The sequence below is a fragment of the Negadavirga shengliensis genome, from assembly GCF_042652345.1.
GTDB lineage: Bacteria > Bacteroidota > Bacteroidia > Cytophagales > Cyclobacteriaceae > Negadavirga > Negadavirga shengliensis.
Window position 1 is genome coordinate 12,862 of record NZ_JBHSJJ010000010.1, and the last position, 22,780, is coordinate 35,641.

The 22,780-nt window shown below is 44.7% G+C and carries 21 protein-coding genes; 6 read left to right on the forward strand and 15 right to left on the reverse strand.

Features of this window, described 5'->3' with window-relative positions; all coding sequences use genetic code 11:
• Window positions 1-182: 182 nt before the first annotated feature.
• A complete protein-coding gene (locus ACFPFU_RS16515; RefSeq protein WP_377066035.1) occupies window positions 183-617 on the forward strand; it encodes a DUF4174 domain-containing protein in 435 nt (144 codons plus the stop codon).
• 28 nt (window positions 618-645) lie between these two features.
• Here ACFPFU_RS16515 and ACFPFU_RS16520 read toward each other — a convergent pair whose 3' ends face one another.
• Window positions 646-1,290 carry a 2OG-Fe(II) oxygenase gene (locus ACFPFU_RS16520; RefSeq protein ID WP_377066037.1) on the reverse strand — a complete coding sequence of 215 codons (645 nt, stop codon included), beginning with the start codon at window positions 1,288-1,290 and terminating at the stop codon, window positions 646-648.
• Between the two features lie 333 nt (window positions 1,291-1,623).
• Between ACFPFU_RS16520 and ACFPFU_RS16525 the strand changes: the two genes are divergently transcribed.
• Together ACFPFU_RS16525 and ACFPFU_RS16530 are read left to right on the forward strand one after the other, a co-directional pair.
• Window positions 1,624-2,400 (forward strand): hypothetical protein, encoded by a 777-nt coding sequence (locus tag ACFPFU_RS16525; protein WP_377066039.1) that lies wholly within the window; start codon window positions 1,624-1,626, stop codon window positions 2,398-2,400.
• Window positions 2,397-3,068 (forward strand): YiaD family glycine zipper/OmpA-like lipoprotein, encoded by a 672-nt coding sequence (locus ACFPFU_RS16530; RefSeq protein WP_377066041.1) that lies wholly within the window; start codon window positions 2,397-2,399, stop codon window positions 3,066-3,068. The genes ACFPFU_RS16525 and ACFPFU_RS16530 overlap by 4 nt, the downstream gene beginning before the upstream one ends.
• A gap of 112 nt (window positions 3,069-3,180) precedes the next feature.
• Here ACFPFU_RS16530 and ACFPFU_RS16535 read toward each other — a convergent pair whose 3' ends face one another.
• Both ACFPFU_RS16535 and ACFPFU_RS16540 read right to left on the reverse strand, forming a co-directional pair.
• Complete coding sequence (locus ACFPFU_RS16535) at window positions 3,181-3,948, reverse strand: helix-turn-helix domain-containing protein (RefSeq protein ID WP_377066043.1); 768 nt, start codon at window positions 3,946-3,948, stop codon at window positions 3,181-3,183.
• 8 nt (window positions 3,949-3,956) lie between these two features.
• Window positions 3,957-4,214: a hypothetical protein gene (locus tag ACFPFU_RS16540; RefSeq protein ID WP_377066045.1), complete on the reverse strand. Its 258-nt coding sequence runs from the start codon at window positions 4,212-4,214 to the stop codon at window positions 3,957-3,959.
• Between the two features lie 285 nt (window positions 4,215-4,499).
• On the opposite strand from ACFPFU_RS16540, the gene ACFPFU_RS16545 reads away from it, so the two are divergent.
• Both ACFPFU_RS16545 and ACFPFU_RS16550 read left to right on the forward strand, forming a co-directional pair.
• Entirely contained in the window at window positions 4,500-5,654 is a 1,155-nt protein-coding gene (locus ACFPFU_RS16545) for a pyridoxal phosphate-dependent aminotransferase (RefSeq protein WP_377066047.1), read from the forward strand.
• A gap of 72 nt (window positions 5,655-5,726) precedes the next feature.
• Entirely contained in the window at window positions 5,727-6,845 is a 1,119-nt protein-coding gene (locus ACFPFU_RS16550) for an AEC family transporter (protein ID WP_377066049.1), read from the forward strand.
• A 253-nt stretch (window positions 6,846-7,098) separates the two neighbouring features.
• Here the strand turns inward: ACFPFU_RS16550 and ACFPFU_RS16555 are convergent, their stop codons facing one another.
• From ACFPFU_RS16555 to ACFPFU_RS16595, 9 genes are all read right to left on the reverse strand, one after another.
• Window positions 7,099-8,253 (reverse strand): pyridoxal phosphate-dependent aminotransferase, encoded by a 1,155-nt coding sequence (locus ACFPFU_RS16555; RefSeq protein WP_377066051.1) that lies wholly within the window; start codon window positions 8,251-8,253, stop codon window positions 7,099-7,101.
• 154 nt (window positions 8,254-8,407) lie between these two features.
• Complete coding sequence (locus ACFPFU_RS16560) at window positions 8,408-8,842, reverse strand: hypothetical protein (protein WP_377066053.1); 435 nt, start codon at window positions 8,840-8,842, stop codon at window positions 8,408-8,410.
• A 55-nt stretch (window positions 8,843-8,897) separates the two neighbouring features.
• Entirely contained in the window at window positions 8,898-10,358 is a 1,461-nt protein-coding gene (locus ACFPFU_RS16565; RefSeq protein WP_377066055.1) for a SusD/RagB family nutrient-binding outer membrane lipoprotein, read from the reverse strand.
• A gap of 30 nt (window positions 10,359-10,388) precedes the next feature.
• The gene (locus ACFPFU_RS16570) at window positions 10,389-13,553 is read right to left on the reverse strand and encodes a SusC/RagA family TonB-linked outer membrane protein (RefSeq protein ID WP_377066057.1); all 3,165 of its coding nucleotides are present in this window, start codon (window positions 13,551-13,553) and stop codon (window positions 10,389-10,391) included.
• Window positions 13,554-14,709: 1,156 nt separating this feature from the next.
• Window positions 14,710-15,030 carry a hypothetical protein gene (locus ACFPFU_RS16575; protein ID WP_377066059.1) on the reverse strand — a complete coding sequence of 107 codons (321 nt, stop codon included), beginning with the start codon at window positions 15,028-15,030 and terminating at the stop codon, window positions 14,710-14,712.
• Window positions 15,027-15,806 (reverse strand): hypothetical protein, encoded by a 780-nt coding sequence (locus ACFPFU_RS16580; RefSeq protein WP_377066061.1) that lies wholly within the window; start codon window positions 15,804-15,806, stop codon window positions 15,027-15,029. The genes ACFPFU_RS16575 and ACFPFU_RS16580 overlap by 4 nt, the downstream gene beginning before the upstream one ends.
• 4 nt (window positions 15,807-15,810) lie before the next feature.
• A complete protein-coding gene (locus tag ACFPFU_RS16585; protein ID WP_377066063.1) occupies window positions 15,811-16,077 on the reverse strand; it encodes a hypothetical protein in 267 nt (88 codons plus the stop codon).
• 294 nt (window positions 16,078-16,371) lie between these two features.
• Window positions 16,372-16,545: a hypothetical protein gene (locus tag ACFPFU_RS16590; protein WP_377066065.1), complete on the reverse strand. Its 174-nt coding sequence runs from the start codon at window positions 16,543-16,545 to the stop codon at window positions 16,372-16,374.
• A 331-nt stretch (window positions 16,546-16,876) separates the two neighbouring features.
• A complete protein-coding gene (locus tag ACFPFU_RS16595; protein ID WP_377066067.1) occupies window positions 16,877-19,138 on the reverse strand; it encodes a Tex family protein in 2,262 nt (753 codons plus the stop codon).
• 150 nt (window positions 19,139-19,288) lie between these two features.
• Here ACFPFU_RS16595 and ACFPFU_RS16600 point away from each other — a divergent pair, with 150 nt between their 5' ends.
• A complete protein-coding gene (locus tag ACFPFU_RS16600; protein ID WP_377066069.1) occupies window positions 19,289-19,657 on the forward strand; it encodes an Hpt domain-containing protein in 369 nt (122 codons plus the stop codon).
• 5 nt (window positions 19,658-19,662) lie between these two features.
• On the opposite strand, the gene ACFPFU_RS16605 is transcribed toward ACFPFU_RS16600, so the two are convergent.
• The 3 genes from ACFPFU_RS16605 to ACFPFU_RS16615 all read right to left on the reverse strand — a co-directional run bounded on the left by ACFPFU_RS16605 (window position 19,663) and on the right by ACFPFU_RS16615 (window position 22,765).
• On the reverse strand, window positions 19,663-20,655 hold the full coding sequence (locus ACFPFU_RS16605) for an N-acetylmuramoyl-L-alanine amidase family protein (RefSeq protein WP_377066071.1): 993 nt from the start codon (window positions 20,653-20,655) through the stop codon (window positions 19,663-19,665).
• An 87-nt stretch (window positions 20,656-20,742) separates the two neighbouring features.
• Window positions 20,743-21,168 carry a hypothetical protein gene (locus ACFPFU_RS16610; protein ID WP_377066073.1) on the reverse strand — a complete coding sequence of 142 codons (426 nt, stop codon included), beginning with the start codon at window positions 21,166-21,168 and terminating at the stop codon, window positions 20,743-20,745.
• Window positions 21,169-21,289: 121 nt separating this feature from the next.
• Window positions 21,290-22,765: a SusD/RagB family nutrient-binding outer membrane lipoprotein gene (locus ACFPFU_RS16615; protein ID WP_377066075.1), complete on the reverse strand. Its 1,476-nt coding sequence runs from the start codon at window positions 22,763-22,765 to the stop codon at window positions 21,290-21,292.
• Window positions 22,766-22,780 lie beyond the last annotated feature (15 nt).

Below are 22,780 nucleotides of genomic sequence, written 5' to 3' on the forward strand. Positions count from 1 at the left end.
TCCAATGCTGTGCTGAAGAGTGAATTTTACGGTTGCTTATAATTTTCGATTAATGAGAGTCGAACTAAAGTTATAACAAAGCGTAACGTCAATCGGGCTCAGGTTTATCGTATCGCCCTGATTTTCACAACCTATTTTTACAGTTTCCGTTAATCTTATTACGCTTCACCAACAACCTACTTATGAAATCCATATTTACTTACCTGATTATATCGGCATTATTCTTTTCAAATACTTTTATCACTTTGGATGACTTACAGTGGAAAAAAAGGGTATTGTTATGTTTTGTTTCCCCTACCGATGACACCCCCTTTGTGCTTGATGTCAACGACAGCATTGAGTATGAAATGAAAGAACGGGATTTGGTCTATTTTGTCATAGCGGATACCATTACCACTAATTCAGGATCGGTTTTTAATGAAGAATACGCGGAAGAGATCCGGAAGGTGTATTCCTTGGGTGCCAAATCCCATTGCTGGGTGTTGTTGGGTAAAGACGGGGGACTCAAATTGAGGAAAGAAGGAGAAACTCCCGATTGGCACGAGCTGTTTGCGACCATTGATATCATGCCCACCCGCCAAAAAGAAATAAGAAAAAAACAAGAAGGGGATATTTAAAAACCCTTAACCCTCTCCCTCTTCCAGCTCAATACTCATCATCCCTAAACCAGCCTGTAATACTGATGCGCTCCTTGTGGGTAGGCAAGACCTCATGGGCCATCTCCGCACTGAGAAACACGACCAGCCTGCTCCCAAAGGGATAAAAATCGCGGAAGGTTTCTATGCCATCCTCCCCATTAAAATACATGCGGAGCGCACCCCCAGCGGCCTCTTCCCAATGTTCGTTTAAGTAAAGAATAACCGTCACGATGCGGTACTTGACAGATTGAAACTGGTCCAGATGCCTCAGATAGAAGGAGCCGGGAGGATACATGGCAAAATGCGATTCAAAAGATCTCAATCCCAAAAAACACCGTTGGTTGATTTTTCTTTTTAGATCATCCATCATCTTCCAATAAACCTCCTGAAGTGGCGTAAGCTGTTCTTTGTCCATCCATAAGACCTTATCGCTTCTTATTTCCGGTTTGATGGCAAATGATTCCCCTTTACCTATGCCTGCGTGTCTGAACTGGCCCTTATCAAGCAGTTCCTGCTGCTCCTTTAAAAGCGCTTCCCGAAATTTCGCAGGAACATAATTGTCTATGACTACCCAGCCGTTTTGATAGAGCGCCTCCGCCACCCTTTCGTTTTGTGCATAAGGAAAATCAGCATCCATATCAAGGTAATCCATATTTATGTTTATAATTTTTTTTTGCTTCCGAATTGGATTCGGGAGAACCTTGCATGTTTTATAATCCCGCTGTGTGACATTACCATCATGCCCGGTTTCATCTTTCCAACCACAAATTTATAGGTATTTCATGATACGTTTGATGGAAGGTCTCAATCAATCCCCATTCTCCAAATAATTTTTCCTTTCCTTCGGCCGTTTAAGTCATTGCTATGACGTGTTGCCCTCGCTCTTTAAAACGACAGTATGAGGGAACAAGCCATAATTTATCGATTATATGCTAATTTAGCTTATTGAAATTTATTTAGTCTTTGGTTTAAACCTCAAACGCGCATGCATTTAAAATCTGACGACATCACCAGGCTTGAAATCGATTACATAACCGGTCTTGTGCCTGCCCCATTCAGTCATACTTTTAAGCTTCGTCTCTCATTTGACAAAAACTTTATCAACACCCAGTTCAACATTCACTATACAGAAAGGGAGGGGATGCCTGAAGAAGACATTACGAGTGAGGGCTTTACCCTTTCGGATGACTATAGCTACAAAGGTGAAATTCCTAATATCTGGATTGCGCCTTTTAAAAAGCTCTATTCCGAATCAAAATGGTCCAACCAAAAATCCCTTGGAGAAAACGGAGGATTGAAACTATTTGCCAAGGACATCCATGGAAAAATCACCCGGGACATTCCGCTCAACCAAGAGGACTGGTACCTGTTGTGTCAGGACTTCATTCAAGCCATATATGAAATCAGCGAGAAGGAAAGTCCGCTGTCCATCAGGTTCAAGAGGATAGAAGAGGAGAAAACCACAACAATCGGGTTGCTTTTCCGGTTTTCCGTCCGCAAGATAACACTGACGGTGAATGAAAAAGAAGGGATCCTGGAATGGGAAAAGGGCAGGGCACTGGCTTCCCTTATTTATCTTCCCGATTACGATTACGGAATAGCCAGCACATCCGAACCCACAAAGCCAGGGACCTATATTGATTGCGGAGATGGATATTGGCATGAATTTGGATATGGTATATTTAACCTTGACGAAGCTTTTGATGCAAAAGCCAAAATCCTGGAAGAGTTTGAAAAGCTAAACCAACTATTATTTTTATGAAAACAAGCAGATTAATTTTACCCCTGTTGATTGTTTCCGGCTTGCTAATGGGCTGCGCCAATTGGTCCAATACAGGAAAAGGAGCCGCCATTGGGGCGGGTTCAGGGGGAGCCATTGGAGGTTTGATAGGCAGTAAAAAGGGAAATACCGCCGGAGGCGCCATTATCGGTGCCGCTGTAGGAGGAGCAGCCGGAGCAGCCATTGGCCGGTACATGGACAAGCAGGCAAAAGAACTAGAAGAGATAGAAAACGCGGAAGTGGAAAGAGTCGGCGAGGGTATCAAAATAACTTTCGAGTCCGGAATTCTTTTTGGATTTGATTCCTACGAACTTACTCCAGCATCCCAGGAAAGTGTGATGGAGCTCGCAAGAATACTCAACGAGTACCCCGAGACCAATGTCATGGTGGAGGGACACACGGATAACCGGGGAAGTGCCTCTTATAATCAAGGCCTTTCGGAGAGAAGGGCAAATTCCGTTGCCAACTACCTTAAAATGCAGGGAGTGCTCGGAGAAAGGATTGCTACCAGGGGCTTCGGTTTTGACAATCCGGTCGCTGAAAACGATACAGAGGAAGGCAGGGCGAAAAACCGGAGAGTGGAAATTGCCATCTGGGCAAATGAAGAACTTAAAGAAAAAGCAGAAAGCGGGGAACTTGAGGTGGATTGATAGGTGAATCTGCTTAATGACAGAAGGCTTTCCGTACTACATGGAAGGCCTTCTTATTTTTTAAAGAAAACAGGTTCCGGCATTCGTGAAAATTCCAATAGATTAAATCAGTCTATTTTGTTTTCAAAATCTCCGCCCTAAGATCACGAATCATCTTACCGATCTCTTCCAAGGTGATCGGTGCCGAGTCCTCCTTTGGATCCGGAAACCGGGTACTGATGTAGGCCTTGGCTTCCCATATTTCGAGAACCTCGCTTATAGGCACCTCATAAGGTTTGTAAAGCTCGTTATCCGAAACCAAAAAAAGCCGGCCCCTTTCCTCTATGTAGTTAAAGACCCTTTTATACACCACCCCTTCACTTCGGGTAATCAGCACATAGGTCTTGCCATTCTTGATTTCCAGCCCGCTTTCCACATAACTTCCTATGATCAATGTTCCGGGATGAAGCGGCAACATACTGTCCCCCGTAATCTCAAAGGCCCTGTAGGTTCGGTTATCCGGTAAATTGGGCAGCCGGAAATGAGGCAACTGCCCCATATACTCCGGATCAGCAAATCCGTTCAGATATCCCGCTGAAGCTTTTTGCCCTACCATACCGATCATTTCCTTTTCCTGGGGATCTAAGGAGACGGATAATACCTTCATTTTGTCCCGCTGAAGGTATTTCCTGCCTTCTTTCGGAATGTCCCAAAATAACAGTTCATCCAAGCCAATATCAAACACCTTTGAAAGGATCTCAAGAGAAGGCAATTTAGGGTCGGACCGCCCATCTTCATAAGCAGAAATCATCGTACGCTTTACGCCCAGTTCCTGGGAAAGCTCCTCCTGGGTCATCCCCTTTTGATTTCGAAGAAACCGTAAATTCCTGGATAGATACATAGGGAAATTTATGCCGAATAAAGATAAAACTGATGATCGTCCTGCCACTTCTGCTTAAATGAGAACCGGAGCAAATCCATTTGTGAATTTTCCATCATTTCCAGCCTCCTTCGGATCTCTTCTATAATGTCTTCTTCGGTACTTTCTCCATCGGCTAATAAATAACCGTATCTGACTTTTTTCGCTCCCTGCACGTGAAACTTTATCTGGAGATTTCCTGAGGCCAGCCTCTTACTGGTGAATGATATGCCTATAGTGGTCTTCATGGAGTATATTTTAATGCCGTACGGATTAGGTTGATATAATAAACAAATATAAATATACGTATGTTTATAATATGAACAAATATTCCGTTATTTATTTTCCAGGACCTTTCGTCAATCCTTTCATTATTGTTTAATTTTTAACCTATTTTTCTATATTTTACATAATTAATAATAACATAGGTTATTTTTTGAATTAAAAACAACAGTATATATTTTTTATAATTGAAAATTGGTTTAAATTTAAACCAAATTATTAACCACTATACACAACCACTTATGAAAAACATGAACAGAAGAGCCTGGTTAAAAACCAGTGCCTTGGGACTAGGCTCCATGAGCCTAATCCTTGATCCCTTACGGGCTGCCCCTGTCTCCCCCGGCAAAAAATGGGACAAGGAAAGCACTTTATGGGAAATCAACCCGCTTTACAATGAGGTCAAGATGAAAGCCCGCCTGCTGGCCAATGAAAACCCGTTTGGACCTTCTGCCCAGGTACAAAAAGCCATTTCAGATGCCATCAGCTCAGGAAACAGGTATGGACATGGTGATGCCGCTTATTTGATAAGTATGCTGGCAGAAAAAGAAGGCGTAAAACCAGAAAACATCATGCTTGGACCAGGATCTACGGATCTTCTGGAGAAAACTGCCATCGTTTTATGTAAAAACGGCGGGAATGTGGTATCGGCAGATCCCTCATATATGTCCTTGGTAAACACCGCAAAAGCCATTGGCGGCGAATGGAAGCCAGTACCTTTGAAACCGGATCATTCCCATGATTTACAGGAAATGGATGCTGCGATAGACAGTGACACAAAACTCATCTATGTATGCAACCCCAATAACCCGATGGGGGCCATTACGGAAGCCAAACAACTTGAAAATTTCTGTAAAACTGCCTCAAAGAAAGCCCCTGTTTTCATAGATGAGGCTTATCTGGAGTTTATGGATGACCCTGAAGCCAACACCATGGCACCCCTGGTGGCCCAAGGCCATGATGTGATGATCGCCAGGACCTTTTCCAAAATCCACGGCATGGCCGGACTACGGGTCGGCTATCTGGTAGCCACCGAAGAAAGGATCAATTCCATAACCAGTATGGTAAGGGGAACCATGGGACTGTGTGTAACCTCTCTGAAAGGTGCTATCGCCAGCATTCAAGATAAGGAATTTGTGGATTCATGCAGAAAATGGAACAAGGAGTCAAGGGAATTCACCTCGGAAAAAATAAGAGGTATGGGCTTCAAAGAAGTTCCTTCCCATACCAGTTTTATGATTTTCCCCATTGCCCATGAAGGCAAGAGTTTTGCTAAAAAAATGATGGATCAGGGGGTGGGCATCAGGGTCTACTCCATTGCAGACAGCCCCTGGTGCAGAGTAAGCATGGGAACCATGGATGAAATGAAAACCTTCATTGATGCATTGAAAACCGCAACCGCATAATCATCACCGGCCTTTTGACAGTAAGCCCAATTAACCTGTTTGTATTAGCCACTAATAAACAGATTATTTCCTATGAACTTAGCTGTCCAAAAGACCCTGTCTTTGCTATTGCTATTGGTTATCGGGTTTTTATTGAGGAAAAAACTTAAAGATCCCGCACAACAAAAAGGATTAAAGGTTTTGATCCTGACCGTAGCCTTACCCGCCATCATATTTGTAGCCCTTCTGAAAGCTGAAATAGAAGTAGATTTACTGATATTGCCGATCACGGCCATTGCCTTCAATGTTCTTCTTTATTTTATTCTCAAATATACCTTACCTCTGTTTGGCATTGAGAGGGCAAGCAGCACCTACAGAACTTACCTTTTACTGTTTCCTTCCCTCGCACCGGGGTTGTCCTGTTTCCCTTTTCTGATAGAATATTTGGGGGATGATGCTTTGGCATGGGGTGCTTTGGCAGATATAGGCAACAAGGTCTTTGTTCTCATTATCGCTTATATGATTGCCATCAAATGGTATTTTCAGCTTAACCAACATATCAGGACAGGGAATGGAGAAAAAATAAAATCTCTCATGATCAGCTTGATAAATGAACCTATCAATATCGTTATCATTTTGGCACTTCTTCTCATCAGCCTGGATGTCCATCTGGACACCCTGCCTGAATTTGTTTCATCAGCCATCATCACGCTCAGCAACCTTATGACACCACTTGTGTTGATTTTCATAGGCGTTGGTGTGGTTTTCAATTGGAAACAGATCAGAAAAATAGCAGGCTTGTTGATGGTCAGGTCAGGTCTCACGTTCCTGTTAAGCGGCCTCACCCTGATTTTTGCACCACCGCTGTCCTATCCAGCCATTATGGTGCTGGTGGTTTTTCCACAAAGTGCCATCAGCTTCTGGCCATTTGCACACATGGCTTCCATTACCGTCTTGGAACAAAACCAAGAATCCCGTCACAACAGAAAGACTTTTGATATGGAACTGGCGCTCAATATACTGGCCATATCCCTGCCCTTTTCCATATTGATCATGCTGATTGTATTCTCATTCGGGGAGTTCTTTGCCTCGTCCTCAAGTTTGCTCATTATAGGACTGGCCATGGTAGGGCTGGGGATCATCAAACCATTGTTACAGTGGTTCCATATCATCGACTACAAACCGGTCCTGGAAAAAGAACCGCACCAATAACAGATTATTAAAAGATAATAACCACTGACGACCGATCTATACGTGATCAGATGAACTCCGACAAAGGGAAAGCAGCAATTCGTGTGGGTTGCTGTTTTTTTGTTTTTCTGTTTACACAGTTTACACAAACGACACAATTGGTTCAGCCCGGTTAATCCTAAAAACTCACCTGCTTATTTATAGCAAAAAAAGGCAGCATAACCATATATTGACCATGCTGCCTCTAAGGTTCCTATTTATTCTTATCGGGCTGTCATGTTTTGTTGATTTTATTCCCCGCCACTTGCTTGAAGGCAAGCCCGAATTTTTCGAGGTCTTTCATATGGCCCATGCTCACCCTGCAGTAGTCTTTTCCTGCTATATTCCAGGTCTTGATAGACACCCCCTTGACCAACATTTTCTTTCTGAAATCATCACCATCCATGGCAATGGGAAACAGGATGAAATTGGTATGGGAAGGGAAATAATCATATCCCATTTCAGAAAGCAAATCATATACATACTGTTTGCCTTCGTTGTTTTTCTCCACCGAGTATCTGATAAAATCATAATCGACCAAGCTTGCAGCAGCTGCATTCATTGAAGGCCCGCTGAGGGTGTTTCTAGGGCCTTCTTTGGCCAGCTGCCGGATGATATCGGGCTGGGCAATGCAGTAGCCAACCCGCAGGCCAGCAAACGCATGTACCTTTGAGAAAGTCCTGGCGACAATTACATTTGCTCCTTTTTTTATGCAGGAAGTGACAGTAGAACCTTTTGGATCATCCATATAATCCCAATACGCCTCATCGACAAATACAGGAACTTTAGACGAAACGGTATCACAAAAACTGATGATCTCTTTGCCTTCTATGATTTTGCCTGTGGGGTTATTCGGATTGCACATGTATACCAAAGAAATGTCGCTTTTTACTTTGGATTCCATGGTATCCAAATCGTGGTCAAAGGATTTATCCAACGGAATTTTTACCCACGTGGACCCCATCATTTCCGCAGACCTGATCAGGGAGGTATAGGTGGGATCTGCCGCCAATATCTTGCCGGATTTTCCTCCAAAAACCCTTGCCCCTGCATTCAACAGTTCACTTGATCCAGCGCCTATTAATATATGATCCTCACTCACGCCTTCTTCTTTAGCGATCACAGATATCAGTTCTTTCCTGTACTTTTGGGGGTAAAGAAAAGCATCTTCAACAGCTTCCTTTAAGGCCCTCTTGGCTGCTGAAGACGGTCCAAAGGGGTTTTCATTGGAAGACAGCCTTGCCACGATCTCCTCTTTCCTCCCGTCGCCGGATTTAAATATGCCAATTTTTTTTTCAGCCATCCCGCTGTGAGGATAGCCCAAACTTGCCAAACCGGCGGTCATCGTCATGCCGGTTTTCAGCCAGTTTCTTCTGCTAATTTTTGTCATGGTATTTCTCTTTGTGGTTAAAATGAATATATTCCTTAATCAAAAAGGGATGTTCTGCAAACGGCATCCTCCCCCAGGATTTTCATGAAAACGAAAATTTAAGAGGTCCGGTAAAATACCTTTCACAAAACATCCCGCTTATTATACCTTGGATCTATTTCACCCTCACACTGTGGTATTTTCTAAACGCCACATTATTATGTGTTCCGGCAAATTCAAGCCTGACCTGATTCCCTGAACCCGGAGAATCCAATCCCAGATCAGACCAAGCCTTCTGGAACATGATCTTTCCGGCAGTGTCAGTAACCAAGGCGCCTACCTCTTCCATATGATTGATAAAAACTTTGATTTCCAGCCCGGAAAGCGGGATAGAGTCAATACCTACCTTATGATCCAATATTCCCGTTTTATCCAGTTCCAGAAATGTGCCTACAACCTCAACAGCTGAAGCACCGTCAAATTCGGCTCCCTCTATGATTATCAATACCGGAGCCGCCGCATTGGGCGTAGCCAACTCATCCGCATCCACGCAGCTTAGCAATGACAATGTCATCACCCAAAGACTTATTTTACTTATGATTGTGTTCATGTTTTCATAAAGATCTAAACGTCAACATTATACTTGTTCCAAAAAAGCAGCATCATTATTCCGCCCACCACAGCCTGGTTCTCATATTGTCTCCTCCATTTAATAATTGTATGCCGCCTTCGAGATTAGACATGTTCAAGGAATACTCTGAAGGGGGGTACTCGATTCTGGTAGGCAACACGCCGTTATTCACAAATATGGAACCCGGATGCGGCGCGGGCATCACCGGGAAACCCGTCCTTCGGTATTCCGTCCAAGCCTCTATCCCCTGGCCAAAAAGAGCTATCCATTTCTGGGTCATGATGGTCTCCTTGTCTATCAGCCCCAATCTTGACATATAATCCGAAGGCATGTTCAACCCATGTTGCTGAAAGGAGGCGTTGATGGCATTCTGCAGCAATTCTAAATGATCACCCTGTATATCCCCATCATAGGCAGCTTCCGCAAGGATAAACAGTAGTTCCGAATAAGTCATCAGTATGCTGGGAGCTTCCGGATCGAGAAACTTTTGCCCAATTGTCGATGCGGATATGGTAGAAGCGGCCGCGTCCGTTAAACCATTTGGCAAACCTGCGTAGGTACCATTGGCCAATGGCAGGGCATAAACGCGTATCCTCTCATCATCCAGTTCCAAAAGTTTATTGATCAAAGTAGAACTGATATTCCAGTCAGAACGGGTAGAAAATACATCAAACATCTGATTCCGGCTTCCGATCACATTGACATGCCGGAGCTGTGCGAAATCTTCATTGCCGGTAAAAACAGGATACTGGCCAGGATCTCCCAATATTTCCTGCATGATTGCTCTTGATTCATCAGGTTTTTTGGCGGCCTGCCTGTTTGCCAGTTTCAGCCTCAGTGAGTTTGCAAACTTTTTCCACCTCAATACATCCCCCTCAAACATGATGTCCCCCTCTATTGCCGGTCCTCCTACTACCAGTTTTTCATTGGCAAGCCGGAGGTCGGCCATCAACCCCATGTATATTTCTTCCATGGAATCGTACTTGGGGGAATTGATGGATTCGTCGGCGGTTCCGCGAAGGGCCTCCGAATAAGGCACCGGACCAAAAACATCTGTCAAATAAGAAAAGGTAAAGGCTTTCATGGTCAGCGCTACACCTTCAAAGTTTCTGTTTTCGAAGTCTCCCCCGGGGCCAGCAAGTTGCAGGATGCTTTCCAAATTGATCAGGGAACTGTTGTACAAGTTATCCCAGGTTCCTGAAGAAACCGTAATGGGAATTTCATAGGTATCGCCCTCCGCATTGATATAAATGTTTCTGGCCAGATGCTGTATCCAACACATGGCGGCATCTATATTGAGACGTTGGTAGCGGTTACTGTGACCCCAATACCGGTCCACCGACACCTGTATGGCGTTCGGCAACAACAAAGTCGGCGCGATGGTAACCGGATTGTTGGGGTCAGTGTTGATTTCCTCAAACTCTTCGGTACAGGAACTGGCAACCAGGCCAATTCCTAACAGGAATATAAAATGGAGTAATTTTAAGCTTTTCATAATCAATGATTTACCTATTTGAAATGAATTTTAGAAGGTTACATTGAGGTTAAAACCTACGTTTCTGGTGGAAGGCATTTCGCCGGAGGCAAAGCCTTGGGCATTGCCGCCTTTCATATCCACTTCAGGGTCCATATGGGGATGGTTTCGGAACAGCATGGCCAGGTTTCTTCCTACCAGTGACAACCGCGCTCCCTGGATGAAACTGTTGGACAACAAAGATTGTGGAAGACTGTAACCAAAAGTCACTTCCCGAAGTTTGACAAATGACCCGTCAAAAATCCCTGCCTCATGATAGGTCCTTGGGTTTTGGGCATTCCAAAAGGCCTGGACATCCACTATCACATCGTTCGGAACATAGACGGGGTTTTCGCCAGAGCCTATATTTTTCACACCTTTACCGATCACTCCTTCTTCCCGGCCGATGGCTGTTTCCGCGTACTGCCCGGTCTTTCTGGCAAGTCCGGTGCCCACATCAAAGATGTCCCCGCCCATGCGAACGTCCACGAGGAAACCCAAACTTAGGCCTCTGTAAGCGAACGTATTTGACACACCTCCGATCCAATCCGGCTGGATATTCCCCAAGGCAAAGGTCCCCGGTTCAAGCTGTGGCAAACCGTTGCTGTATACTATTTCGCCTTCGGGAGATCGCAGATACCTTCTGCCATAGAGTGTGCCATACGGCTCGCCCACCCTTGCTTCAGAAGTAAGGCTGTTCTGACTGCCAAGTGTGTAATTTTCCAAACCCTCAGCCAGTTCCACTACCAGGTTTCTGTTCCGGGCAAAATTGAAGGCCATATCCCAGCTGAGTCCACCCTGGTTTTGTAAAGGAGAAGCTGTAAGCATCATTTCAACCCCGCGGTTGGTAATTCTGCCGGCATTGAGTATTTGGCTGTCATAGCCGGATGCCTTGGATATGGCCACGGCCAGGATTTGATTCGTCGTGGATTGATGGTAATAAGTGAAATCCAGACCGATCCTTCCGTTAAGAAAGCGCAAGTCCAGTCCTATTTCCTGGCCAGTAGTTATTTCCGGCTTCAGATTCCTGTTGGCAATTTCACTGGATTCAGCATACGTGGGGGTTGTCCCAGCCCATAGGCCCTGCGAAACAAACACCTGGTTGAGCATGTACGGGTCCGCGTCATTGCCTACCTGGGCCAAGCTGGCCCTGACCTTCGCAAATGAAAGGAAACCGCTCTGGATATCCAGCAAGTCGGTGACCACTGCGCTGAGCGCTACGGACGGATAAAAGAAGGAGTTGGCATCGACTGGTAAGGTGCTTGACCAGTCATTTCTCCCCGTGATGTCCAAAAACAGAGAGTTGTTATATCCTATCTGCGCTGCCCCAAAAACGCTGTTGACCACTTGTTTTGTGATTTCACTTGAGGGTATGACCGGGCTGGCATAATTTCCAAGGTTATAAAGTCCATCTATTGTCAGTTCCCTGACATTGACTTCATTCATCCTGAAATTATTGGTTCTGTTGATACCGCCTCCCTGTACATTAAAAGACAGCCCGTTGTTAAGCGATTTGTTATAACTGAGGATGAAATCACTGTTCGTTTCCTGGCCACTGATCACCGACTCCGTGAAGCCTCCCAGTATTTTCACAAAGTTTTTTGTCCTTTCCACATTGGTCACGTTGGTTCTGGTATCCGTCCAATAGTCGGTACCGGACCTGACCATCAGGCTCAGGTTATCCGTGAATTTATAGGTAGCCGCTATGTTGCCCACCAACCTGTCCTTTTCGTTGGCATTGAAATACCTGTCCTGCAGAAAATAGGGGTTTGAAAAGTATTCATGCTGCCAGTTGGCGTATGGATAATCGTCCCCGGGACGGAAAGTCTGCCGGTGGGTATCATAGTACTGTTGCCAGTTTTTCAGTTTATCAAAGTCAGTATGCCGATGCGCCCAGATAAAATCAGAGCTGGAGGTAAACCTTCTGTTATCTGAACCTGACTTTAGGTATTCGGCACTGACAGTGACATTCAGTTGGGAGGTAAAGTTATAGCCGGCATTCAACTTAAAGTTGTTTCGGTAGTAATTGTTGTTGTACATGATGCTGGTTTGGTCCAGCCTTCCCATGGACAACCTGAAATTACCGTCTTCGTTACCGCCGGAAACGGCGACGTTGTTGGACATCGTTCTGCCCGTTTCCCAAAATTGCTCCCAGTTGTCCGGTTGCGGCAAAAGTGGAGTTCTTTCAGGCGCAGAGTACCACAGCGGCACCATTCTGCCGTCCATAGGCGCCCCCCAGCTTTCATCCACACCGGCTGTCCCCCGTATACCGTCCGCATCGAAGCCGTTCCTGCCATCCACATACCAGGTGCGGTAGCCTATACCTCCACCATAGGTGTTCTGGAAACCCGGCTTGATCAAGGGTCTGTCAAAAGTCATGTTCGAATTGATCTCCACACCTATGCCTTTGGCACCTGATCCGTCTTTGGTGGTCACCATAATCACCCCATTAGCCGCTCTCGACCCGTAGAGGGCGGCCGCAGTGGCTCCTTTGAGCACATTGATCTCTTTGATGTTATCGGGATTGATTTCTGAAAGTCCCCCTCCGTATCTTCTGTCCGCAGTTTGCTCCAAGGGCACGCCGTCCAGTACAATCAACGGCTGGTTATTGCCTGCTACAGAGGAGGAACCCCGAATCACGATATGGGAGCCACTTCCGGGCATAGCATTGCTGTTAATCTGTACTCCGGCGATCCGGCCGGAAAGATTGTTGGCAATGTTGGGTTGGCGGGCATCAGCTATCCGGCTACCCTCGACCGCCTGCGTAGCGTAGCCTAACGCCTTCTTTTCCCGCTCCATCCCAAAAGCGGTCACTACTATCTCTGCCAGTGACGTCTCGTCGGGATCGAGCGTCACCGTGACCGCATTTTGATTGTCTACTTTGATTTCCTTTTTATTGTACCCTATAAAAGAAACTTCGAGGATGTTTTCTGTCCCCGACAGGGTAACTGCAAATTCTCCGTTGACATCGGTGGCCGCTCCCTTAAAAGTCCCTTTCACCAATATACTTGCACCGGGAATGGGCTGCTTGTTTTCATCAATTACCGTTCCTGTTACCGATCGGTCCTGACCAAATAACGGGTTGACAAATAAAGACCCCAAAAGGACCGTCAACCCGAGAAAGAAAGCCCAAAAACGCAGCTTCCCTCCTCCTGAGTGAGTAAATGTGTTCATCATGTTGTGGTTGTTAGAGTGAATAAAATGCGTACCCCGTCAGTGGTAATACAAGGGTCGCAAACGCAGGTTATCCGGGAAAGTCAAAAGGGTTATTTTGGGAAGGAAGTGATCGCAATACCGGAGTAGGCGCCTAAAATTGAACCGGTGATCACCAGCAATTCAATACCAATATAAGACAGGAATTGTAAATACAAAAATTAACAGAAATTTATTTTAAACATTCACATAATGCCGAATATTTAATAATAGTTGGAAAAATATTATTATTTTATAATAAAAATCAATTTTTATACAAATAAGATAATTCAACACATATAAAAATTCCACAAAGTGATAATATGACAAGCACACAAAACAATCATAAAAAACATAAATTATTAAAAACTAAGTTAAATTTTGAACCTTACATAAGATCAAATCAACTATTACTTATAAAGTAGGTTAAAAAATTAACTATACTTCAAAATACTACATATAATTCAAAATAAATAGGTTAATTTTTACACGCAATTAACTCAATTAGAACGGAATCAGAATTTAATTTTGAAGTCCCTAATTAAAGCAAAAGCCACTTTACATTAAAGTGGCTTTTGAATGCTTTCATTCCTATTTATGCAGATGTCATTTCCCAAATTTCTGTTTCAGAAGGGCAAGCTTTTCCGCCATGTCTCCTTCGCCGGATTGCCGTTTCTTTCCGCTTTTTCCCTGTTTCTGACCAGCCTCTTACTGGTGAATGATATGCCTATTGTGGTATTCATGGAGTATATTTTTAATGCCGTACGGATGAGGTTGATATAATAAACAATTATAAACAAAAATCCTCGGTTATTTATTTACCCGGCTTTATCCGCCGACCGCAGATACGGCAGGGAAATGCCTGCACAGGTCGTTGTGCCAACGGTTATTTCCCTGCCCTTTTTTTACATTGGTATCATCCAGATGAGCATTGATAGTCTTCACCGACGTATGGTGACGTTCTAGAAGCTCCTTTCTGACTATGCCGAACATAGATCCAACATCCATTCTTTTAACTCGAAAAAAGGCGGTTGCCGGCAGTCCAAACCATTGAACTGCCGGCCATTTGCGGTAAACCATACCGCTCACAGCGCATTTGCCCATACAGTTGAAATTTCATCGGGCAATACCCGGAACCCTCTTAATGCCTGACAATCAAATGTTTTCTATAAACCCCGTTTTTATCCGAAATTTGTAAGACATATTGCCCAATTGGAAGTTTTGCTGTCGGAACCACTATCTTGTCGCCCATTACGGTAGTCGAATATACCGTTTCAAATGATTGGTTAACAATAACTACTTCCGTCTCAACTGACACTCCTTCCAGTTGGTCGGGGAGATATTCAGAAATTTCAATGGCATCAACAATCACATCGGTTGGAGTTCTAATGGTTGTGGGAATTTGCCCTACCAATAAATTACACCATCCAACCATAATCAAGATTAGTAGCATGTTTTTCATAGCGCTATTGTTAATTGGTTCAAATATTCCTCTGACAATTCATATATAATCTCCACTACATCAAAGGTAGTGGGCCAATACCCCTCCACAACGCTCCAACGGATATCTTGGGGTTGATAAGCATCAAGAAACGGTTGAAACCCGTCCATTTTCATCAATCGAGAAAGGATTGCGGCCGAAGTTGCCAATCCCCACACACTGGATTCTTTCGTATCGCTTCTTTTTGTCTCATAAATTCCTCTAGCAAAAGCGACCAACTCCGTTTTTTCTTTTTCCGAAAGACTCTCAAGGTGGATATATTGGCTCAAAATTATTTCCACGTAATATACTTGGTAAAACAGGTAGTGTCCAATATCAACCGGGTCCCAGTCCGGATCATAACCCAAAGGATCCACCATTTTATATCGCTCCAAGAGTTTCGTCCCCCTGTCCCGTCTGGTTTCTAACTCCCTGGCTCCTAGAAAACGTGAACGGATCAAGGCATCATAGCCGTGTTGTGGACTGTTACTCCCGGCCATTATCAATCGCAAATTGGGGTAGTCCAGCAAAGTTTGGATAAGCCCCTCTGTCGAAATGCAGGAGGCGACATCCTCCGGCAAATCCCAAAACCGGTCTATCTCCTCCCGGGTCATCCCGTGGTTTTCGGGGAGTTCAGGGAACTTATACACCCCATTTTCGAGGTTTCTACAAGCCCGGTCACTTGTACCACCAATAAACTCACACGAGATCAAGGACGACAGGGACATTAAAAGAACTGACACGAATATTTTTTTCATTGATTCAGTGATTAAATTCTTGGTTAACTAAGGAAACAACATATTCCATGGCTTCAATATTATTGGAGTAACCGTATTCAAGCAATATATTGGTAACGGAGTCCTCTTTGATTTTCTGTTTAAGAATCTGATTATCTGAGGATTCTATCAATCTAGCAGCAATCATTCCTGTGTTTGATAAACCATATAGACCGTATCTGTTTATCAGAGATTTTTTCTGATCGAAAACACTTTTTATTTGGATTGCCAAACTTTTTTTTTGTGTCGGCATCCATCTTATTTATTATATTCCTTTGGGCTAAGATCAATTCTATGTGTGTAAACTTAAATGAATAGGCCCCTCTCTCTTTTGATATGATTATTTTGTCAATATCTCCAACATTTATACTGGTGTATACTTCAAGAAGAGTCTCTCCAATATCGTCCCTGTTCTCAAGTTCCCGAAAACCATTGAATATCGAATACACATAAGCATATCCGTGTTGGATATTATTTCTGGTCCTAATCAATCTGTACTCCGGATAATTTAAGCATGTCTCTACCAATCCCCTTGTACTCATATCCCTCAAAACACATCATCGGGAACATTGTAGGCATCTAGCCGGGCTTCATAAGAGTCCAAACTGGCCCATTCATCCGTTCCTGGCCGAATGGGAAAATCATAACTATCGTCATTTTCCTGAGCGATGACAGAAAAAACAATCATAAAAACCAATAACGTGTTGTAGAACTTTTTCATAGCATTAAATTTTATGTGCAAGTAAAATTCCAAAATTACACTATGAATATAGTGAATGTTTTACTAAAAACAAAGTTTTAAATATTTTTTTTGAGATGACAAACATCTACCAGCTATAATTCTACAAACCCGAAAAATAACAGCAAGTCGAGTCAATACAGGCTGTTTATTGGTCAATTTTCAGATAAACCGTTCTCCAATAGAAAGCTGAACAGTTAAAAAATCCTCAAAACGCAACCCAAAACAGGGTTGATTTTGAGGATTTTGCATTCGAAAAGGAACCGGGTTGATTTATGATACAGCCCCTTCTTATTCCTATTTTATCAAGATATCATTTCCCGAATTTCTGTTTCAGAAGGGCAAGCTTTTCTGCCATGTCTCCTTGGCCGGATTGCCGTTTCTTTCCGCTTTTTCCCTGTTGGGGTTTCTGGCCGCCTCTTTTTGGTTGATCGGAAAAGGGATCTGCTTTCATGCTCAGCCCTATGCGCTTGCGGGGTATATCCACTTCCGTGACGGTCACTTCAACTTTTTGGCTTACCGCAACCACCTCATTGGGATCCTTCACAAAACGGTCCGCCAACTGGCTTAAGTGCACCAGGCCGTCCTGATGAACACCAATATCCACAAACGCCCCAAACTGGGTGATATTGGTGATGATCCCGGGAAGCTTCATCCCGACTTTTAGATCTCCTATTTCGTTCACCCCTTCCTGGAACTGGAAAACTTCAAAATTTTCGCGCGGATCCCTTCCTGGTTTGGTCAATTCGTCCAATATATCCCTTAGCGTGGGCATCCCCACTTCATCATCCACGTATTTTTCGAGAGGGATTTTGCCGGAAACCTCTTTGTCCTTCAACAGATCCCCTACATCCAAACCCAAGTCCTGGGCCATGTTGTTTACCAGCCCATAGCGTTCCGGGTGCACCGCACTGGCATCAAGCGGGTTTTCACCGTTCCTTATCCTCAAAAAGCCGGCTGCCTGTTCGAAGGCCTTTCCCCCGAGCCGGGGTACCTTCTTAATTTCTTCCCTGTTTCGAAAGGGCCCGTTTTCATTCCTGTAATTCACGATGTTCTGAGCCAGCGCCGGTCCCAATCCCGACACATAGGTCAGCAGTTGCTTTGAAGCCGTGTTGATTTCCACCCCGACGCCGTTGACACAACTCATGACCGTATCATCCAGAGAATTTTTCAAGGCGTTTTGGTCCACATCGTGCTGGTACTGCCCTACCCCAATGGATTTCGGGTCGATTTTTACCAGTTCAGCCAAGGGGTCCATCAACCTCCTCCCTATCGAGACGGCTCCTCTGACCGTCAGGTCAAAGTCTGGAAACTCTTCTCTGGCAGCCTCAGATGCGGAATAAATCGATGCCCCGCTTTCATTCACCATCACCACCAACACGTCTTTTGGCAGACCTATTCCCTTGACAAAGGCTTCTGTTTCCCTGCTTGCCGTGCCGTTCCCGATTGCTATGGCCTCAATACCATGCCTCTCTACCAGGTATTTTACCAAAGCTGCCGATTCGGCGGTTTTCCGCTGAGGTTCATTGGGATAAATGGCCTCATACTGCAAAAATTGTCCCTGGGGTCCCAGGCAGACCATCTTGCAGCCCGTTCTGAAACCCGGATCAATGGCCATCACGGCCTTCTCCCCCAGTGGTGCGGCCAAAAGCAATTGCCTCAGGTTTTCCGCAAAGACTTTGATCGCCTGCTCATCCGCCTTGCCTTTTGAGTAGAGTCTTACCTCTGTTTCCATAGAAGGTTTGAGCAACCTTTTATAGCCGTCTTTGACGGCCAGCTTAACCTGATCACTGCTGGCATGGTTGCCCTTTACCACCATACTTTCTATGAGTGACAGCGCCTCAGCTTCCCCAGGCCCGGTATCCAACATTAAAAAAAGCTCCTTCTCCCCCCTTCTCATTGCCAACACCCTGTGGGAAGGGGCTGTTTTAATAGGCTCTGACCAATCGAAATAATCTTTATATTTGATCCCTTCCTCTTCTTTCCCGGGAATCACCTTCGAAACGAACTTCCCTTCTTCAATAAACAGTTCCCTTACTTTCTTCCTTACATCCGCATCTTCATTTATCCATTCCGCTATGATATCCCGGGCTCCCTGAAGGGCGTCTTCCAAAGTGGCCACTCCTTTTTCCTCATCCAGGAATTCAGCGGCCCTCTTCTCCAAATCAACTCCCGATTGTTCAAAGATAAGCTGGGCCAAGGGCTCCAGCCCCTTTTCCTTGGCAACTGTTCCTTTGGTCCTCCTTTTGGGTTTATAAGGCAGGTAAATATCCTCCAAGATGGTCATGGTTTCGGCCTCGTGGATTTTATCCTCAAGTTCCGGGGTAAGCTTGCCCTGCTCTTTGATTGACTTAAGAACGGCTTCTTTCCTCTTATCCAAATCTCTCAACTGTTGTACCCTGTCCCTGATGGCAGCAACCTGTACCTCGTCCAGGCTTCCGGTGACTTCTTTCCGGTACCTGGAAATAAAGGGAACCGTCGCCCCCTCATCCAACAGGGCCACTGTGCTTGAAACCTGCTTTACCTGAACTCCTAACTCGCTGGCTATCTTTGAATAATGATTCAAATCAGTCATAAACAAAAATTTATTTATTGGTTTTTTCTGTAATTTAAGGCTGCAATTTAAGATTAAAAATCTTGTCATTTTTAAAAAACGTAAAATCAAAAAATCATAAACCTGGGTTCAATTGCTATATTTACCCCAGAATAACCATCCACTGTATTAATGGAAAATCCAGAAGAAAAGAACAATAAACTATATGACTTGGCCAATCTCGAGGAAATAAGTGCTGGAAGTGACGAATTTATCCAACAGATGATACAAATGTTTATTGATCAGGCCAAAATAACCATAGAAGGACTGAATGACAGTTTTGAGAGGAAGGACTATCAGCAAATCAAGAATTTGGCCCATCAGATAAAACCCAGCATTGATAACATGAAAATAGATACATTGAGTCCGGTAATCCGACAAGTGGAAAGCCTTGTTGAGGAAAATGCGCCTCCACAAGAACTTTCCCCGGTGATTATGCAGACCAATGCGGTGTTGGAGGCGGTGATTGTCCAACTGGAGCACAAACTTGCTAATTGGTAGCCGGTTTAATCGATAATAACATAAAAAGCCTCTACTCTACGGGCTTCCGTTTCCGCTTTTTCTTTTTCTCCCCTTGCTTCAAGGATCATGGCCCTGAGTCCATGGCATAATCTGGCCACATAGGAATCAGGGAAGGATTTGGCAGAAAGGGTCAGTAAGTCATAGGCGCTATCATAGGAGACAGGTCCTCCCAGTTCTGCCAGGTTTTTTCCTTCTTCGTAGTTGGCCTTCCACTCCAATGCTTCCGGCCTCATTCTGTCAGCTTCCTGAAAGACCTCGAAAGCGGGGATTTCAAAAGGGCCTATTTTATCCTTGATAGCGGGAATATCTTCCATTCCAAAAAACCTGTTTAAAGCTTCAAAATAAGCCCTGGCTTCTTTTTTATTATAAGCCCTCCTTTTCAATCTTTTCTCTTCTTTGGGATGGGAGAAAAATGAGGCTTCCCCTATCACGGCGGGGATGCCATAGGTGCTCCTCAGGACATTCGTTCCGGATTTTGGGAAGATGGTAAAATCGGAAACCAAACTTACCGGACTTTGGGCATTAAATAAACGGCGCTTCAGTTCCTTTGCGACCAGCCCACCTAGTTTCACACTTGCTTGGTTTTCCAACGCACTGCCATGAAAATAAATGATGGGGAAATTCACTTGTTTGTCCGCCGTAGCATTGTGGTGGATGGATATGAAAACATCTGCTCCACCGTCTACTGCCAAGCGACTCCTTTCCTCGAGAGGAATAAAAACATCTTCAGTCCTCGTCATCAACACTTTCGCTCCTGCCTCCTCTAACAAGTCCCTCAACAACAAAGCCACCCTGAGATTGATCCACTCTTCCCTTTCACCACCCGGCCCCACCCTGTATTGGTCCGTTTCTGAAGTACCCCCGTGGCCAGGATCTATACAAACAATTTTCCCGGCAACAGGGTAATTTTCTGTTTGGGCGGATAGACTTCCCAAACATACAGCAATAAACAGGAAAGCAACTGAATACTTAATCATAATAAGCGCATTATGTGTCGAAAATAACCATAAAAAAGGAAAGGGAAACCTATATGGCTTCCCTAACTACATTTTCAGCAAAATTATTTACTCACCACCTGTTACTGTCAGTTGTGCCTGCCTGAAATTCACCAGGGAATTGGCGGTTTGTACCTCAAACCTCAGGGTTACAACCGTGGATTGATCCACCTCAGGAGCCGTGTAGTCAAAACTCCCTTCATAAGAATTAAGCAGGTTGTGGTCAGTCACCTGACGGGTGGAAACCGTTGTGGCCTCTTCCCCTATAATTTGTATCAACCTCAGTTCCGTCACGGCCTCATGTTCTGAATAATACCGGTAATTCGCGGTCACCTCTCCTCCCGGCGCCACCGAATTTTGGGATAAGGTAAATACAGGGATAGTGGCCACCCTTCCTATGAGATCATATCCTTCATCATACACTTCAAAACAGGAAGTGAGCCCCGACAGCAGGGCCATACATAGTATCAAATTATATTTTTTTATATCTTTCATATGATTATAATTGTTTTTTATCGGCCATATGGAACCTCGCATGGTTTCCCCGATAGCTATCGGGGCATCTCAGTGTGTGTCGCTTCCGTCATGCTTGGTTTCATAACCTTCTTTTTTAGGATTACAAATCCCAGAATACTTTTGCCAAAGGCGAAGTTTCCGGGATGTTGGCAGAATTGTTGTCTAATTCAGAAGGTGGATACAGGAACCTTCTGGGAAAAACGCCCTGGGTGTTATTACCAGGAGTAGGGGAAAGCTGTGGAATCCCCGGCACGGTACCTGCTGCTCCAGCGGGAATGCTCCTTCTCCAATCTGTCCACGATTCGGTTTGCAAAAACATATCAATGTATTTTTCTGTAAAAATCTTGGTCAGACCGTCTTGCTGAATGCTGGCCTCCGTCTCGCTTGCAAAACGGGCTTCGTATCCGGGATGGGATGCCCCCGTCACCCTTGATATGGAAGCTTTTACCGCTTCATTGAAGGCTTCAGCAGCGGCTTCATATTGTCCCAAACGATAGTTTGTTTCTGCCTCGATAAACTTCACCTCACTGAAAGTGATGATGTTGGTAGGAGCAGAAGGAGAATTCACGTAGGGCCCCAAAATAGACCTGTTGGTAACCGTTGTGCCTCCATTGGGGGTGCCCACATATTCGCCGGCAGCATTTGGACTTACATAAAAGGGCAGTCTGGGGTCATCTATTCCTTCCCCGACCCTGTTTTGAAGCATGTCTATGAATCCCTGCGTAACGGAAATGTTATTCTGTCCAAAGGTTCCCAATAAAAACCCAAACCAGGGTCCCGCAGCATCAGGAGTGGTCCCGAAGACCACTTTCATTTCCTCGGCATTATTTTCAAAAACACCTTCCTGAATGGCCTGCAAAGCATTCTGGGCCGATCCTGTTGGATCTACCTTGCTGAGATGGTTATGATAACGTGCTTTAAAAGCATTGGCGGCTTTGATCCATTTCCCCCTTGAATCCGCCCTCCAACTGCTTTCATTGGCCGCGGGAAATATGAGGTCATTGGAAGAAGGAGAAGTCACACTATTAGCTTCAAGGTCCGCAATACCCTGATCCAGCAGCTGAAATACTTCTTGGTACAAACTTTCACCGGAATCAAAAACCGGTCTGGGGAAATTGTCCAAATCCAGCGCCTGGGAATAGGGAGCGTCTCCCCATAAATCCACCAGGTAGCCTAGCAGTACCGCCATTTGGATATTGGCTACTCCCCTGTAATGCATGGCCCCGCTTTCTGTGGATTTTTCGATCAGCGTCCTCAGGTCTTTCATTGCCCCCGCATAAAAATGGTTATTCCAGGTCGTCTGAAAATTAGCCGGCAGGTATTCATACGTCGTGATATTGAATTGAACGTTTAAGGTTCCTGTCATGTATTGCACAAAAGAACTTGCTGACTGCGAAGAAAAATCACCTATTGCCCATGTCATGTTGGCTTGGGTCGCGGGCAGTATCACATTGATGTCCACATCAGCTACTTCATTGGGATTGATATTGGCCTCTTGGATATCACAGGATCCGTTTGCAGCCAAGGCCAACACCAAAATAACGTTTCTGATAAGATGGGTTGTATTATTTTTCATTTTATCCACGGTTAA

What these genes read in the sequence shown, in the direction of transcription:
- ACFPFU_RS16515 (WP_377066035.1), top strand. Translation starts at nt 183, where the DNA reads ATGAAATCCATATTTACTTACCTGATTATATCGGCATTATTCTTTTCA.
- ACFPFU_RS16520 (WP_377066037.1), bottom strand. Translation starts at nt 1,290, where the DNA reads ATGGATTACCTTGATATGGATGCTGATTTTCCTTATGCACAAAACGAA.
- ACFPFU_RS16525 (WP_377066039.1), top strand. Translation starts at nt 1,624, where the DNA reads ATGCATTTAAAATCTGACGACATCACCAGGCTTGAAATCGATTACATA.
- ACFPFU_RS16530 (WP_377066041.1), top strand. Translation starts at nt 2,397, where the DNA reads ATGAAAACAAGCAGATTAATTTTACCCCTGTTGATTGTTTCCGGCTTG.
- ACFPFU_RS16535 (WP_377066043.1), bottom strand. Translation starts at nt 3,948, where the DNA reads ATGTATCTATCCAGGAATTTACGGTTTCTTCGAAATCAAAAGGGGATG.
- ACFPFU_RS16540 (WP_377066045.1), bottom strand. Translation starts at nt 4,214, where the DNA reads ATGAAGACCACTATAGGCATATCATTCACCAGTAAGAGGCTGGCCTCA.
- ACFPFU_RS16545 (WP_377066047.1), top strand. Translation starts at nt 4,500, where the DNA reads ATGAACAGAAGAGCCTGGTTAAAAACCAGTGCCTTGGGACTAGGCTCC.
- ACFPFU_RS16550 (WP_377066049.1), top strand. Translation starts at nt 5,727, where the DNA reads ATGAACTTAGCTGTCCAAAAGACCCTGTCTTTGCTATTGCTATTGGTT.
- ACFPFU_RS16555 (WP_377066051.1), bottom strand. Translation starts at nt 8,253, where the DNA reads ATGACAAAAATTAGCAGAAGAAACTGGCTGAAAACCGGCATGACGATG.
- ACFPFU_RS16560 (WP_377066053.1), bottom strand. Translation starts at nt 8,842, where the DNA reads ATGAACACAATCATAAGTAAAATAAGTCTTTGGGTGATGACATTGTCA.
- ACFPFU_RS16565 (WP_377066055.1), bottom strand. Translation starts at nt 10,358, where the DNA reads ATGAAAAGCTTAAAATTACTCCATTTTATATTCCTGTTAGGAATTGGC.
- ACFPFU_RS16570 (WP_377066057.1), bottom strand. Translation starts at nt 13,553, where the DNA reads ATGATGAACACATTTACTCACTCAGGAGGAGGGAAGCTGCGTTTTTGG.
- ACFPFU_RS16575 (WP_377066059.1), bottom strand. Translation starts at nt 15,030, where the DNA reads ATGAAAAACATGCTACTAATCTTGATTATGGTTGGATGGTGTAATTTA.
- ACFPFU_RS16580 (WP_377066061.1), bottom strand. Translation starts at nt 15,806, where the DNA reads ATGAAAAAAATATTCGTGTCAGTTCTTTTAATGTCCCTGTCGTCCTTG.
- ACFPFU_RS16585 (WP_377066063.1), bottom strand. Translation starts at nt 16,077, where the DNA reads ATGCCGACACAAAAAAAAAGTTTGGCAATCCAAATAAAAAGTGTTTTC.
- ACFPFU_RS16590 (WP_377066065.1), bottom strand. Translation starts at nt 16,545, where the DNA reads ATGAAAAAGTTCTACAACACGTTATTGGTTTTTATGATTGTTTTTTCT.
- ACFPFU_RS16595 (WP_377066067.1), bottom strand. Translation starts at nt 19,138, where the DNA reads ATGACTGATTTGAATCATTATTCAAAGATAGCCAGCGAGTTAGGAGTT.
- ACFPFU_RS16600 (WP_377066069.1), top strand. Translation starts at nt 19,289, where the DNA reads ATGGAAAATCCAGAAGAAAAGAACAATAAACTATATGACTTGGCCAAT.
- ACFPFU_RS16605 (WP_377066071.1), bottom strand. Translation starts at nt 20,655, where the DNA reads ATGATTAAGTATTCAGTTGCTTTCCTGTTTATTGCTGTATGTTTGGGA.
- ACFPFU_RS16610 (WP_377066073.1), bottom strand. Translation starts at nt 21,168, where the DNA reads ATGAAAGATATAAAAAAATATAATTTGATACTATGTATGGCCCTGCTG.
- ACFPFU_RS16615 (WP_377066075.1), bottom strand. Translation starts at nt 22,765, where the DNA reads ATGAAAAATAATACAACCCATCTTATCAGAAACGTTATTTTGGTGTTG.